This is a genomic window from Bacillus sp. FSL K6-2819 (assembly GCF_038008305.1).
GTDB classification, from domain to species: domain Bacteria; phylum Bacillota; class Bacilli; order Bacillales; family Bacillaceae; genus Bacillus; species Bacillus amyloliquefaciens.
The window spans coordinates 2,326,141-2,340,320 of record NZ_JBBOYV010000001.1; the positions used below are offsets into that span (position 1 = coordinate 2,326,141).

At 45.0% G+C, this 14,180-nt stretch carries 16 protein-coding genes and 1 pseudogene; 1 reads left to right on the top strand and 16 read right to left on the bottom strand.

Annotated features, from left to right (window positions below; genetic code table 11):
- Positions 1 to 39 precede the first annotated feature (39 nt).
- Entirely contained in the window at positions 40 to 642 is a 603-nt protein-coding gene (locus MHH91_RS12010) for a YphA family membrane protein (protein WP_013352694.1), read from the bottom strand.
- Between the two features lie 75 nt (positions 643 to 717).
- On the opposite strand from MHH91_RS12010, the pseudogene MHH91_RS12015 reads away from it, so the two are divergent.
- Positions 718 to 846: pseudogene (locus MHH91_RS12015) on the top strand (YpzI family protein); the annotation flags it as partial.
- A 36-nt stretch (positions 847 to 882) separates the two neighbouring features.
- On the opposite strand, the gene fni reads toward MHH91_RS12015, so the two are convergent.
- The 15 genes from fni to MHH91_RS12090 all read right to left on the bottom strand — a co-directional run bounded on the left by fni (position 883) and on the right by MHH91_RS12090 (position 14,168).
- Entirely contained in the window at positions 883 to 1,932 is a 1,050-nt protein-coding gene (gene fni, locus MHH91_RS12020) for a type 2 isopentenyl-diphosphate Delta-isomerase (protein ID WP_013352696.1), read from the bottom strand.
- 14 nt (positions 1,933 to 1,946) lie between these two features.
- Positions 1,947 to 3,095, bottom strand: a complete 1,149-nt coding sequence (gene rpsA / locus MHH91_RS12025) for a 30S ribosomal protein S1 (RefSeq protein ID WP_013352697.1) — start codon at positions 3,093 to 3,095, stop codon at positions 1,947 to 1,949.
- A gap of 227 nt (positions 3,096 to 3,322) precedes the next feature.
- Positions 3,323 to 3,997, bottom strand: coding sequence for a (d)CMP kinase (gene cmk / locus MHH91_RS12030; protein ID WP_013352698.1), 675 nt, complete (start codon positions 3,995 to 3,997; stop codon positions 3,323 to 3,325).
- A gap of 79 nt (positions 3,998 to 4,076) precedes the next feature.
- Positions 4,077 to 4,253 carry a YpfB family protein gene (locus MHH91_RS12035; RefSeq protein ID WP_013352699.1) on the bottom strand — a complete coding sequence of 59 codons (177 nt, stop codon included), beginning with the start codon at positions 4,251 to 4,253 and terminating at the stop codon, positions 4,077 to 4,079.
- A gap of 46 nt (positions 4,254 to 4,299) precedes the next feature.
- On the bottom strand, positions 4,300 to 4,956 hold the full coding sequence (locus MHH91_RS12040) for a flagellar brake protein (RefSeq protein ID WP_013352700.1): 657 nt from the start codon (positions 4,954 to 4,956) through the stop codon (positions 4,300 to 4,302).
- Between the two features lie 87 nt (positions 4,957 to 5,043).
- Positions 5,044 to 6,393 carry a germination protein YpeB gene (ypeB, locus tag MHH91_RS12045; protein WP_014472076.1) on the bottom strand — a complete coding sequence of 450 codons (1,350 nt, stop codon included), beginning with the start codon at positions 6,391 to 6,393 and terminating at the stop codon, positions 5,044 to 5,046.
- Positions 6,394 to 6,417: 24 nt separating this feature from the next.
- Complete coding sequence (gene sleB / locus MHH91_RS12050; protein WP_013352702.1) at positions 6,418 to 7,287, bottom strand: spore cortex-lytic enzyme; 870 nt, start codon at positions 7,285 to 7,287, stop codon at positions 6,418 to 6,420.
- 129 nt (positions 7,288 to 7,416) lie between these two features.
- Entirely contained in the window at positions 7,417 to 8,073 is a 657-nt protein-coding gene (gene prsW, locus MHH91_RS12055; protein WP_014470043.1) for a glutamic-type intramembrane protease PrsW, read from the bottom strand.
- Between the two features lie 95 nt (positions 8,074 to 8,168).
- Positions 8,169 to 9,152 (bottom strand): YpdA family putative bacillithiol disulfide reductase, encoded by a 984-nt coding sequence (locus MHH91_RS12060; RefSeq protein WP_013352704.1) that lies wholly within the window; start codon positions 9,150 to 9,152, stop codon positions 8,169 to 8,171.
- 105 nt (positions 9,153 to 9,257) lie between these two features.
- The gene (gene gudB, locus MHH91_RS12065; RefSeq protein ID WP_013352705.1) at positions 9,258 to 10,532 is read right to left on the bottom strand and encodes an NAD-specific glutamate dehydrogenase; all 1,275 of its coding nucleotides are present in this window, start codon (positions 10,530 to 10,532) and stop codon (positions 9,258 to 9,260) included.
- 161 nt (positions 10,533 to 10,693) lie between these two features.
- Positions 10,694 to 11,278 (bottom strand): genetic competence negative regulator, encoded by a 585-nt coding sequence (locus tag MHH91_RS12070; protein ID WP_013352706.1) that lies wholly within the window; start codon positions 11,276 to 11,278, stop codon positions 10,694 to 10,696.
- Positions 11,279 to 11,429: 151 nt separating this feature from the next.
- Entirely contained in the window at positions 11,430 to 12,218 is a 789-nt protein-coding gene (locus MHH91_RS12075; RefSeq protein ID WP_013352707.1) for a metallophosphoesterase, read from the bottom strand.
- An 86-nt stretch (positions 12,219 to 12,304) separates the two neighbouring features.
- On the bottom strand, positions 12,305 to 12,763 hold the full coding sequence (locus MHH91_RS12080; protein ID WP_013352708.1) for a YpbF family protein: 459 nt from the start codon (positions 12,761 to 12,763) through the stop codon (positions 12,305 to 12,307).
- 63 nt (positions 12,764 to 12,826) lie between these two features.
- Entirely contained in the window at positions 12,827 to 13,603 is a 777-nt protein-coding gene (locus MHH91_RS12085) for a LysM peptidoglycan-binding domain-containing protein (RefSeq protein WP_013352709.1), read from the bottom strand.
- Complete coding sequence (locus tag MHH91_RS12090; RefSeq protein WP_014470039.1) at positions 13,581 to 14,168, bottom strand: CPBP family intramembrane glutamic endopeptidase; 588 nt, start codon at positions 14,166 to 14,168, stop codon at positions 13,581 to 13,583. Before MHH91_RS12090 ends, MHH91_RS12085 begins: the two co-directional genes overlap by 23 nt.
- Positions 14,169 to 14,180: the final 12 nt, after the last annotated feature.

Below are 14,180 nucleotides of genomic sequence, written 5' to 3' on the forward strand. Positions count from 1 at the left end.
CAAAATGTTTCGCATTCATGTAACAGTCTCCGTCCGTTTTCAAGACATTTTTGTCGCCCCTTTGCCCTGCTTTTTGCTTTTTTGGCTGATGCGTGCGGCGAGCTGTTCATATGTAGTCAGCCCGACAAGCAGGATCACTCCCGCCGAGCAGCCTGAAAGCCATTGATAGCCGCCGACGGCTGCCGCACCCGCAATTTTGTGAATGACCGCCGAATACAATAGCTCTCCTTGGCACATGCCGAGAACAAAAAGACAAAGCCTTTCAGGAAATCGCCCCTCAACAGAGACCGTAATCACGGTAAGCAGTATGACCGCCGCCCACTCAGGTTTTATGATAAACCAAACAGGGTCATATAATGCAAAAAGAAAAATAAAGCCGTACGCTGCCGAAGCCGTCAGATGAATCACAATATAACGAAGCCGTTTATGCATGCCGAGACTCCCCGCGTAAACAAATGCCGCAGCAAAAAACATGACATATGCCGCGTTCAGCGTAAAATAAGCCGTCATCTGATGTATGCTTGCCATCATATTAGTCAAAATAAAGACTGATACGTAAAAACGGCTTTTCGTTTTGGCAAAAATAAAAGTCGCAAGTATCCATAAAAACCACATCGACCAGTAATAATAAAACGGTTCCATAATCGCTCCTCCTCTGACCAGTATGGAGCGGTAACGTACTTTTTAAACCAATAAAGCTGAAAGGAGCAGATGAAGATGGGTAAAGACAGACAGGAGAAAAAACTGAAAGCCTCCCGCCGGGTGGAATCGGATCGCGATGAATCGATTCACCATAAAGGTGCGACAAGCCTCGAGCAAAACGGGGAATTCCGAAAAAGAAAATCGCAAACAGAAAAAAAGGCATGCGGGTACGCATGCCTTTTAACGTCTGCTGAAACGGGATGTGTCAATTCCCCGTTCAGAAAGCCAGTGATGTGTGTCACCTTTTATGACCAAAGGCGCCTTTTGCAATTGGGCAACCGATTGACAGCCGAGAACGGTCATAATCATTTTCAGCTCTTCCAACAGCGCCGTCATCTCGTCAAACAGACCCTCTTCTCCTTTTGAGGTGAGAGCTTTCAGGAAAATGCCCGCCATTCCCGCAGAAGAAGCGCCGAGGGCAATCGTTTTAGCGACATCAAGCGCACTTTGCAGCCCTCCGGATGCGATAATTGATTGATCAACAGAAAGCGAATGGATTTCCGCTAAGCTGGCTGCAGTGGAAATTCCCCACGTATTAAAAAATTGAAGCGCCTTCTCTCTGCGCATATTTTCAATTTTAGAAAAATTTGTCCCGCCGTACCCGCCGGCATCAACAGCCGCCGCCCCAGCATCAAATAACTGCCGTGCCGATTCCCTGCTCATGCCGAAGCCGACTTCTTTAACGAAAACGGGCACTCCCGCTTCATCTACAATCTGCTCAATACGGCGGAGAGCGCCCGTAAAACTTCTGTCGCCTTCAGGCATGACGATCTCCTGAATCACATTTAAATGAATCTGCAGGGCGTCCGCCTCAATCATATCAACCGCCCTTTTCGCCTGCTCGGCGTCCGCCTCGCTCCCTAAATTCGCAAATATTAACCCGTTCGGATTCTCTTTTCTGACGATCTCGTAAGAATACCGTTCAGAGGGATCTTTTAAGGCTGACATTTGCGAACCGACAGCAAGCGGCATGCCGGCTTTGCGCGCGGCTCTTGCCAGTGACCTGTTAATTTCGTATGTAAGCTGTCCGCCGCCGCCTGTCATCGCATTGATAAAAATCGGCGAACTGCTTGTGAGTCCGCCGATTTCCGTTGAGATATCCACTTTTTCCAATGCAAGGTCTGGCAGGCTGACATGAACAAACGTAATATCATCAAGCCCCGTTTCCCGGTTTTGGCCGGTAGACAGCGCATGATTTATATGTTCTCTTTTTCGTTCTGCTCGTGTCACGTTTTATCACCAATTTATTTTAATTTATTGAGCTTGTCCCCGATTAAATCGCCAAGCTGGAAGCCGGTGCTCGGCTCTTCTTTCGCCTGGTATTGACGGAAGTCCTCCTGATCGGCTTTCGGCGCTTCCTCAAGCTCACGCATGCTTAAGGAGATGCGTTCTTCGCTTTCGTTCACGTCAAGGACTTTCACTTTAACAGTCTGTCCTTCTTCCAGCACTTCATGCGGCGTTCCGATATGTTTATTGGAGATTTGTGAAATGTGCACAAGACCTTCCACGCCCGGAAGAATTTCAACGAAGGCGCCGAAGCTTACAAGGCGCTGCACTTTTCCTTCAAGCACATCTCCCTGCTTTACCTTTTCGCCGATCTGGCTCCAAGGTCCCGGCAGCGTTTCTTTAATAGATAAAGAAATACGCTCGTTATCACGGTCTACGGACAATACTTTCACTTTTACGTCCTGACCTTCTTCCACCACGTCTGACGGTTTTTCGACGTGTGAATGAGACAGCTGCGAAATATGAACGAGTCCGTCAATTCCGCCGATGTCGACAAATGCGCCGAAATCAGTCAGGCGCTGTACTTTTCCTTCAAGAACGCTTCCAACCTCAAGCGTTTGGAGAAAATCATGTTTTTTGGCAGTCTGTTCTTTTTCCACTACAGCACGGTGTGACAGAATCACCCGGTTTTTATCACGGTCAAGTTCAACGACGATAAGAGAGAGGGTTTTCCCTTTATAGTCAGTGAAATCCTCGACGAAATGAGCTTCGACAAGTGATGCGGGAATGAAGCCGCGAACGCCGATATCAACGACGAGACCGCCTTTCACCACATCTTTCACTTCAGCTTCAAACACTTCTTTTGTTTCGAATTTTTTTTCAAGGTCTTCCCAAGCGCGGTCAGCATCAACGGCACGTTTAGATAAAATCAAAGCATCGTCTTCCACTTTTGTTACTTTCAGGTCAAGCTCGTCGTCAACATTTACGACATCCGATGCTTTCTCTACATGAAGACTTGATAATTCACTGATTGGAATGATTCCGGACTGTTTGACATTGATAATTTCGACATCTACATGCTTGTCCTCTACCTTTGTCACAATCCCTTTTACTACATCTCCAACCTCTGGCACTTGAACATCAATTTGATTCATTTCCTCTGTCATTTGAATAACCTCCTTGGTCCAAACCTACACAGCTTAATTAAAACGGTTTGAAAGCTGAACATGTGAATGTCCGCTTTTCAGCCGAATATGTATTAAAGAATCATCCAAAAATATTTTGAATGATCAATAAAAAGTTTTATTAGTATTAACTTCTAATAAAAGGACTGGTTTGTCAAGCAATAACATCTTGTTCTTATGAAAAAAATTTAAAATGCGCTCCGGCCAAGTTAACGTGATTTCTGTTCAACGATCTCCAGAATTTTTCCTGCGACTTCGGCAATGCTGAGTGACGTCGTATCGATTTCAATCGCGTCCTCCGCTTTGCGCAGCGGGGAAAATTCCCTTTCTGAATCGAGTTTGTCGCGTCTTGCAATTTCTTCAATGAGCGTTTCGTAATTCACGTCATAGCCTTTTTTCTTATTCTCCTCAAACCGGCGCTTCGCTCTTTCCTCTACGGACGCCAGCAGGAAAATTTTCACTTCCGCATCAGGCAGCACGTGAGTACCAATATCACGGCCGTCCATGACGACGCCGCCTTTTTCTCCGAGCTGCTGCTGTCTTTTCACCATTTCTTCTCTGACGCCTTTATGCTTGGCGGCGATGGATACTTGGTTGCTGACTTCGTCTTTTCTGATTTCTTCTGTCACATCTTCTCCGTTTACCAGAACGATTTGTCCTTCCGGAGCGGATACAAGCTCAATCTTCGTATGCTTTAACAGCTCTGTGAGCGCGGCTTCATCCGTTAATTCGGCATTTTGCCTGAGCGCCGTATATGTAATGGCACGATACATCGCTCCTGTATCAATGTACACATATGATTTCTTCTCAGCTACTATTTTAGCAACGGTGCTTTTTCCGGCAGCCGCCGGACCGTCGATCGCAATTGATAATTTCTTGTCCATAATCTCTCTCCTTGCTCTTTACTCCTCTATGGATTGTATCATGAACTGCCCGAAAAAGGGCGAAAAAAATTGAGCTGACTTACCGCTTTACCGTTTCAATCCATTCTTTTTTATCCATTTTATCAACTCCCTCATATTTCACGGCTTTCGAAATATAAGGTTCAATAGGCTGATAATGAAGCAAAAATTGTACCGCGCCCAAAATCACGAGCTGAATGCAGACCAATTTGACCAGCAGACGTTCAAACGTTTTCATACACGCGCACCTCCATTAGGATTAGTATGGAAAAGTACGCTGCTGTTTATTCCGGCTGACTGTTTCTTCTCTGCTGCAGCTGCGCGCGCATACAGTATTGGAGTAATTGCTGCTGCGATCCGGCATCGATTTCTGTAAATTCAAGCGTCATTTTTTGTTTATCCGCCTTTTCATCATAAAAAAACCGCTGGGTAACCGCTTCAGCTGATATATCGTCTGTATTTTCCTTACCCGGAAGAGAGAATGAGACATACAGCTTTTCACCCGGTTCCACGGAAATATGCTCAGGCATCACAACTGCGATTCCGCCGGCGCTGATATTAGAGGAAACCGTTTGAAAGGCGGTTTTTTTCGCTTTTATTTTGACGGATACATTCAATACAGCGTCTGCACGGACGTACCGGCGTCTTTGAATCCGCTTCATTTCCTTTTTAGGGGGGATATCCAATCCGATCATCGGGATAGGATCTTTTTTCTTTCCTTTGATTATGCTTTTAAAATGATACGGCACTTGGCCATTCCCCATAAATTCCGCTGTTATTTCCAGCCCTTTGTGCAAAAAGACCGTCCGTCCCGAATCCAGATCGACGGGATATGAGATATGCAGTTCGCCGTTTTCAACGCTGACAGCCTTGCTCCTCGCTTTTTTTGGCTCATTGTTCTCTATGTATTCAATCCAAATATAATCTCCGACAGCTATCATGGGCCTTCACTCTTTCATTCTTTATGCTTTTATTAAAGCATGTAATGAAAAAAAGGAAAAGACTTTTAGTCCTTTCCTCCTTTATTTTTATAGGTCTTTATATATAGGTTCTGCACTTTTTAATTTTTCTATTTTTTCCTCTTTTCCATCGTCTGCATTTATGAACATTTGATACGTGTCTTTCCCGATCGTCCCGAGTATTTCGTAGCAAAGCACTTCCTGACCGAGTTCATTCGTGATCAGTGCCTGCCGCGTCTCCCGCACTTCAACATTTTTATTCAGCTTCGCTTTCGCTTCATCAGCCGATAAAGCCGGAGTCGGAATCGTTCTCGTGTGATGCGCGGCCAGGTAATCACGCGCGGAAAAACCGACGACTTCACCGTCATCCAGCGCCACTTTCATTCGGATGGCTTCCGGATATATGCGGACGTTTTTCTCAACGGGAATAAAAGAGAAGACGCCGATGTTATTGTATTGCGCGCTTTCATCAATTTCGAGGCCTTTTGTTTCATAACCGTTTTTCTTTAAAAACGCGACGGCCCGGTTAGATGCTTCATTAAGGCTGATCTTTTGTTTCTTCACGGCCCGCTTTTGAATTAAATATACCGGATGTCCGCCTTTTTGGGTAATATCCATATAGATCAACGATTTGTGATCGGCATCATTCATGCGGATGCTGTATACGTCCCGATTCGTCTTCCGGCCGCTCTTGACCACTTTAATGGAATAATTATGATCAGGCGCAAACCGTTCCGCGATTTTTACCGCTTCTTTTTCTGTAATTTGTTTGCCTTTCAAATGCGTAAAACCTTTTCGTTCTGTATTTGTTGCCGTAAACGTGGGGCTGGTGTTGTCTTCAGAAAAAGCGCCTACGTTTTTTTCGACTGTTTTAAAGCTGTTGACGATCGTGTTATCGCTTTGTTTTTTGTCAGAAGCGAGCGCCATTTCAACATCCATCCACCGTAAATTTTTGCTCATGACGAGATGCTGAACGCTGCGGAGCTGGTTTTGAATGTTCTCCGCCTGTTTATACAGGCTGTTCAATGTCGTATATTCTTTTTTATCAAGCGGTTTTTGATCTAAATCCCGGACGGATGTTTTATAGCTGAAATCTCCTATATTGGATAAAAACTCCTCCGTCTTATTAAAAGGCATAAGTGTCAGCGGCAGCTGGCTCACATTGTTATGAGCTTCAGATGTTATTCTCCATACATCAATGAGCGCCGGTGACAGAGATTTTTTACTGTTCATGGCAAGCGTCGTCCCGATTTTGTCGTGAAGCTGATCAACATGGTAAGTCAGTTCATGAAAAGCCCTCTGATAATTATTTTCCGCGTGCAGAAGGACCGCATCCTTTTCCTGATGCTCTTTATAACCCCAGTATCCGGTTGCGACGATCACGACAGCGAGAACAGCGATAATAATTCCTCTAATCATGTTAACACCTCATTTTTCGTACTTTTACTCACAGAAAATGTGTTTTCCGATTCTTTTAATCTGCGGCCGTCCCCAAATCCATTTGCTTGTCGCCGTATCAGGGTTAAAATAATAAAGCGCGTTTTCAGAAGGGTCCCAGCCGTTAATCGCATCAAGAACCGCTTCTTTTGCTCTTTCATTCGGCTGCATATATATTTGCCCGTCGGCAACGGCGGTAAAAGCGAGCGGTTCGAAAATGACGCCGGCCACCGTATTCGGAAATAACGGGCTTTTAATACGGTTTAAAATAACCGCGGCGATGGCAACCTGTCCTTCAAACGGCTCACCGCGGGCTTCCCCGTACACAGCCTGCGCCAGAAGATTGATATCGTTGTTTGAGAAACCGCCCGGCATATTGGCCGCTGTCGTGTTTTGCTTTTGTTCTGACTGACCGCCTGTATTGTTTTGCGGTTTTTGAGCAGGCTTATTCGTTCCCGCCGCCGGCTTCTGTGCGCCTGCTGACGGTTTCGTTTGATTTTTTAAAGGGACGTTGCCGTAATGGGTGAACGTATTCCCTTTTTGAATCTGCTCCATTACATATTCGCGGTAATATTTTGATTTTGAAATCAGCACCTGTTTGGTTTTCGCACCGACGAGACCGTCAACCGCCTTCATGCCGAATTTCTCCTGAAAATTTCGTACGGCCCAGTATGTGGTCCACCCGTAAACACCGTCGATTTTCCCGTTATAAAATCCGTTATATTGAAGACGTGCCTGCAATTCTATAACATCATCACCAGTCGCGCCTCTTTGAATCACTTGATTTGAAAACGCATGGGCCGTTTCATGTTCGAAAAAAGCGGCAGCGAAAGAAAATAGAATGAGACATGCCATAAACGCTCCTTTGCACTTCATCTTTTCAAGCCTCCTCAGCAAAATTTAAACTGTACCCGTATTGTCTGTCACGCGGTTATTTTTATACACCGTTTCCTCTTATCCCCCCTAAGGCATAAAAAAAGAAACTGCACGCGATGCGCAGTTTCTTCACACTTGAATCATATTGACGGAACGTGCTTTTTTTGCCTTCCGCAGCCCGAACCACCATAAAAACAGCATAAACGGCAGCATATAATATACCCAATGATTGAGGGCGGTCAGAATAAAATCGTAAGAACCGTGCAGACATGAAGGCACGATCAGCGAAATCACAAGCCACTTAACGCGGGCTTTTTTCTGTGAAAAGCGGGCTTTTCCGAGATAAAAGCCCATAATCACCCCGATCAGCGCGTGGCAGGAGACCGGCAGAAGAGCCCTGATGAAAGCATGCTCAACACCGTGGCCGAATAAATAGAGAATATTTTCAAGCGTGGCAAAGCCTAACGACACACTGGCCCCGTAAACGATTCCGTCATAATGCTCATCAAAATGAGCATGCGGGTACACACTGATCATCAGAACAAACCATTTCACCGATTCTTCCAAAAAACCTGAAGACAAAAAAGAAACGAAAAAGCTTCCTCCCCCTACATGCTCTTTTTCAAGAACATATTGGATAAACATGGTCGGAAACACGAGTACAACTCCGAGAAAAAAAGACCTCAGCACCATATGTACGGGTTCATTGTCATACTGATCTTTTAAATAAAAATAGCTTAACAGCGCAATGCCGGGAGCGATTCCTGCAGAGATGATTGCAAACATCAGGCAACCTCTTTCCTTTATATTCCTATATCTATCGTACCATGTTGTTCATATTTTTACATCTTTCAATTTCTAAAAAAAGAGCATATGAATGATCATATGCTCTCTGCACCCAGCCGTTTTGAAATTTCTTTTGCGATCAAGCCGCCGTGAAAACGGCCGTTTTCGATAAAAATTTCATTGGCGTTATTTCCTGCCGCAATGACTCCGGCAATAAAAACACCGTCAACATTTGTTTCCATCGTTTCTTCCCGGAAAAACGGTCTGCCTGATTCTGCATCAATCTGGACACCGATTTTTTCGAGAAAACCGTGATCCGGATGATATCCCGTCATGGCAAATACAAAATCGTTTTTCAGCCTGACCGTCTCATTCCGGCCTGAGCGGAAAATGATCTCATCTTCCGTCACTTCTTCAAGACAAGCGCCGAATTCCATCCGGATCGTGCCGTTTCTGACGAGGGCCTCAAACTCGGGCAGAATCCACGGCTTGATGCTCGGGGAGTATTCATTCCCTCTGTAAAGCACCGTGACGCGCGCGCCGGACTTCACCAGTTCCAAAGCCGCGTCCACGCTTGAATTTTTCCCGCCGATTACGGCAACATCTTTATCAAAATAAGGATGGCCTTCTTTAAAGTAATGAAATACCTTAGGAAGCTCTTCACCCGGTATGTTCATATAATTCGGATGATCATAATATCCTGTCGCAATAATACAAAACGGAGTGAGATAGCGGTCTTTTGACGTTTCTACAAGAAAACGGCCGTCTTCCTGTTTTGTCACGCGCTCCACCGTTTCAAAGGCGTTTACGCGCAGCTCTTTTCTTCTGACAACCTCTCTGTAGTACGAGAGAGCCTGAATTCTGACCGGTTTTCTGTTTTCCGTAATAAAGGCGACATCGCCGATTTCTAATTTTTCACTTGAACTGAAAAACGTTTGGTGTGTCGGATAGTTATAAATGCTGTTTACGACATTTCCTTTTTCGATCACAAGGGCGTTCACGCCGATTTGCTTCAGATGTATAGCCGCCGATAATCCGCAAGGACCTCCGCCTATTATAATTGCTTTTTCTTCTGTCATGTCCTTCAACTCCTGCGATTGGCATTTCCATCATAAGTTTCCACTCATATAAAAAATCTCCTATATCATCATAGGAGATTTTTTTTGTTTATGCAAACGATTGGTTTATATCCAGCCTCTGAAGCGCGAAGCCTCCGCCATTTTCCGCACGCCGACCATGTAAGCCGCAAGCCTCATGTCAATCCGGCGGTTTTGGGACATTTCATAAATATTATTAAACGATTTTACCATCATATTTTCCAGTTTTTCTTCGACTTCTTCTTCACTCCAGTAGAAGCCCTGGTTATTTTGAACCCATTCGAAATAAGAAACCGTTACACCGCCGGCGCTCGCCAAAACATCGGGAACAAGCAGCGTTCCTTTATCTGTCAGGATTTTCGTTCCTTCCAGTGTCGTCGGTCCGTTTGCCGCCTCTACCACGATTTTCGCTTTAATGCGGTCAGCGTTTTCATCTGTAATTTGGTTTTCTATCGCTGCCGGGACAAGTATATCACAGTCAAGCTCAAGCAGCTCCTGATTCGTAATGGTGTCATTGAAAAGCTTCGTCACTGTTCCGAAGCTGTCTCTGCGGTCAAGCAGATAATCAATATCAAGACCGTCCGGATCGTAAAGACCTCCGTACGCGTCAGAAATTCCGACAACTTTCGCGCCGGCGTCATGCATAAACTTAGCCAGATAGCTGCCCGCGTTTCCGAAACCTTGTACGACGACGCGCGCGTTCTGAATATCAAGACCTTTTTTCTTGGCCGCTTCTTTTATGCAGATGGTGACGCCTTTTGCTGTAGCTGATTCCCTGCCGTGGGATCCGCCCAGTACAAGCGGTTTTCCCGTAATAAAGCCAGGTGAGTTAAATTCATCAATTCTTGAATATTCATCCATCATCCAAGCCATAATCTGCGAGTTTGTAAATACGTCTGGTGCCGGGACATCTTTAGTCGGTCCGACAATCTGACTGATTGCTCTGACGTATCCTCTGCTCAGTCTTTCAAGCTCTCTGAATGACATATTTCTCGGATCACAAACAATTCCGCCTTTACCACCGCCATAAGGAAGATCAATAATTCCGCATTTTAAACTCATCCAGATAGAAAGTGCTTTCACCTCTTTTTCAGTTACATTCGGGTGAAAACGAATACCGCCTTTTGTCGGACCTACGGAATCATTGTGCTGTGCACGATAGCCTGTAAATATTTTCACAGACCCGTCATCCATCCGAACCGGAATTTTAACCGTTAATAATCTGAGCGGCTCTTTCAGCAGTTCATACACTTCTTCTGGATACCCCAATTTTTCCAGAGCTTTATGTATTACGGTTTGGGTTGATTTTAATACATCATGTTTGTCTTCTTCATTATGACCGGTGAATCGATCGGCTTCCATTTGAGTTAACCTCCTAAAATCTTCTGTTTCTCTCATGCTCCCTTTCAGTGACTAGTATACACCTTCAATATCTCCGTGCATAGAAGAAAGACAATGATTTTTCCATTATTTCGCTTAAAAAAAGACGGCCGCTGAAAACAGCTGCCGTTTCGTCTCTTTTTTTATGAAAAATGTCTCTCGATGGTCTCCACAGCATTGCCGTCCATGATGAGTTTTCCGTACTCATGGAGCCTGTAAATCGTAATCGTCGCAGGGTGCCCGTATTCGGCCAGCACCGCGACAACGCCTTCTGCAGAACGGGAGCCGAGGTCTTCAAGACTTACATAGTACTGGTCCTCATAGTGGTAGACGGTTCCGCCGGTAATCCCGATGCGATGAAGGCTCCCGGCAAGCTGAATGATATCTTCAAACGAATGGAACTGATAAATAATATCCGGGCTTTCGTCAAGTTTGACCTGCATCTCGATATAATCGTCGTCATATTCGTCGTCTTCTGCGTCCGCGTCATGATTTTTCGTGACAATCACAACCATGCCTTGTGCCTGAAGAGAATATACTTCCACCGCGATCGGACCATTCGCTTCAAAGCCGAGCTCTGTATTTGCTTCATTCATCATATCTTTAAATAACTGGTGGACTTTAAACGAGTCCTTCCAGAGGTCTTCTTTTGTCAGTCCCCGATCAGTCAGATCGTCGAGGGTTAAAAAGATTTTAATCTTATTATAGTTCAGACGCTCAAGCCGCATAATGTTCCCTCCTGCCTCTTCTTGCACACAAATCATATAACACAGTATATGAATAAATGAGTCATAGGTTCTTAATTTGTTATCAGTTTACACCGTGTACAGCGGGAAGACAAGCAGAATGCCGTTTTTTATCGACTCGGCCGGATTTGTTTCAGGAAAACGGCTCATCCGGTCCGCACAGGGTGATGATATGCGTCTCAGGTTTCGCTCCGAGCCTCAGCGGAACTTTTGTCGTCCCGTAGCCGTTGCTGATCAGGTAATGCGCTTTCTTTACCGTTCCCGTCCCGCCCAATTCATACGGACCGAACCGGCCGAAACGGATTTGGCCGCCGTGCGTATGGCCGCTGAACACAGCGTCAATTCCGTCAGACTCATTCATCTGCTCATGGATGCCCGGGTTATGGCATAGCAGAAGGTTTACTTTGTTTTCGTCCGTATGTCTGATTGCAGATTCGTAATCATCCATCATCATTCTGATATCATCCACCCCGCAGATCGTAACCGTTTCCCCTTTATAAGCAAACTGAACCGATTCATTTCTCAGCGGGATCACTTTATATGCCTGAAGAAGAGAAAGCAATTTTTGCTGGCTGACCTCGTAATCATTATTTCCCCACACATAAATAACAGGCGCAAGAGCAGTCAGACGTTTGATGTTTTCCTCGATTCTGGCGTATGGAACTCCGCCCTCCGCCAAATCACCGCCGAGCAAAACGGCATCCGGCTTATAAACTGATGCTTCCCGGAGAAGCTTTTCATCAATTAAACGGCGGTGCACGTCAGATATAAAAAAGATGGTGAGCGGCTTCATCCCTTTCATTTTATCAAGCATAAATGTATGTGTTTTCAGGTGGCTGCCGTTTGCCGTTTTGTACATGACAGCCGCCATAACCGCAGCCGCTCCCGCCAATGAGCCAAGAATTCCCGCTGTAAGCTTCATAAACGCACTCTCCATTCTGTCATTGTCTTACATTAGACGGACAAACAAAAAAAGACGTTTCTATCCTTTCCGGAAAACGCCTCTTTTTATTTGCTTTCAAAATAAAGATTGATATCATACCGATGTTTCATCAGGTGAAAAACAGATTCTCTCGCCCCCCATTTTTCCGGCTGGGGCCATAAATCCGTGCTTTTTTGGATAATTTCACATCTCAGCTTATGAAATTCACCCTCGGCTTTTTCTTCCTTTTTTTTAAAATAATAAGAAGTGCAGTACGCAAAAGCGGAAGCCATAATCCAGCACAAATAAACCGTATGGCCTAATATTTCCTGCAGAATCAGCTGCGGAGAAGCTTGAGGGGCATTGAAGCTTTTAAAAATCAGCAGTACGCACATCAGGGAAAAGCAAACGAGGGACGCCCACTGCCATCTTCGGCATTGCTTGGCATAATTTTCGTATTTTAATTTCCGTTTAACCAGCGCCTGAAGCATTTGTTTCGTCGGTCCGTCAGCAAATCGGTCTAATTGCTTCCATAAAGAATCCATTCGCTTCACACCTTGTCCGTTTTCATTGGTACACTATATGAAAGCCGCGGTGAAAATATGTATTTATTCGGAAAGCGGGATGTTCAGAACCTGGCCTGTATACACATCGTTTCCGTTTAACCCATTGTAACTGCGGATTTTTTCTTCGCCTGCACGGCTTTTATAATATTTCATTGAAATGCGGTAAAGCGTTTCTTTCGGCTGGACAGTATGCTGGACGGTCCGCACTTTTTGCTGGACGGTCTCCGCTTGATCACTGCCGGCAGCCGGAACTCGCTTTTCACGGACAGCCGGCGGAGACTGCTGTTTTGTCTCCGCGTATTCGGTTTCTGTCGGCTTTACCTGTTTTTCTGAAGCTGTTTCCGTTTTTTTCGGTGTTTTTTCACTCGGTTTTTCTTTCGTTTTTTCAGATGGAGCCGCTTCTTTCTTTTCTTTGTCCTCAGACTTTTTTTCCGGCTTTTTTAAAAGAGCGGTTTCAGATGTTTCTTTCTGCACGTCCGCTTTCGGAATCACGGCAGGCGCGCTTTCACTGTGGTCTATAAAGACATCTTCATAATCCTTCGGGTCAAATCTGCTGCTGTTTGTCATATACAGAAGACCGAAAAAGACACCGATTGTCACAACAATAAACAGGACGGTCAGAAAAGTGAACAGCGGCGTTTTTGTTTTGGTTTTTTCCTTCACCTGTTCTTCCTTTTTTTTACGCTCCTCTTTTACAGATTGTCTTGTCGGGAGGCTGTCTTCAAGATATTCAATTTGTTCATCCGCGGCCGCGGCAATCTGCTGCTCGGCACGCAGCTGCTGAGCTTTTTTTCTTTCAACTCTTGACATTTCCGTCATGCAAACCCCTCCTAACATATTGAAAACGGACCTGACAGGCAAATACCGCATCAATAATAAAATGTGCTGTAACCGGAACGAATAAATTACCGGTCCATTCATAGATAAGCCCCAGCAAAAGACTGATGCCCGCAACCATAATAAACAGAAGCCATTTCGCCAAGTATCTGAAATGAAGCACGGTAAAAATAAAGCTGGCCGCCCATAAGCCGATATGTGTCTGCAGAACGCCTCTGAATAAAATCTCTTCGCTGAACGCAATGAGAAGCGTCAAAAACAAAATGTGCAATACCGGCCTTTTCTTAAAAAGCAATACATTAATACCGCCGTCATCATATAAATGCGAAGGACACCATTTCATCACCGCCAGATCGGCAAAAATGACAAGGACAGCAAGAGTTACACCGTACCATATGATATTATCGTCACGTATATGCCACAGCTTTAAAAAATCGTGAACATCGGTAAAACAGAAAAAGCCGATGACAGCAGAAGCCGCCAATATGAGCAATTGGGTGGCATAAAGCTGTATAACAATCTCCCTGTCTGAGAGCTGATGGATCAATTCGCTTTGCCG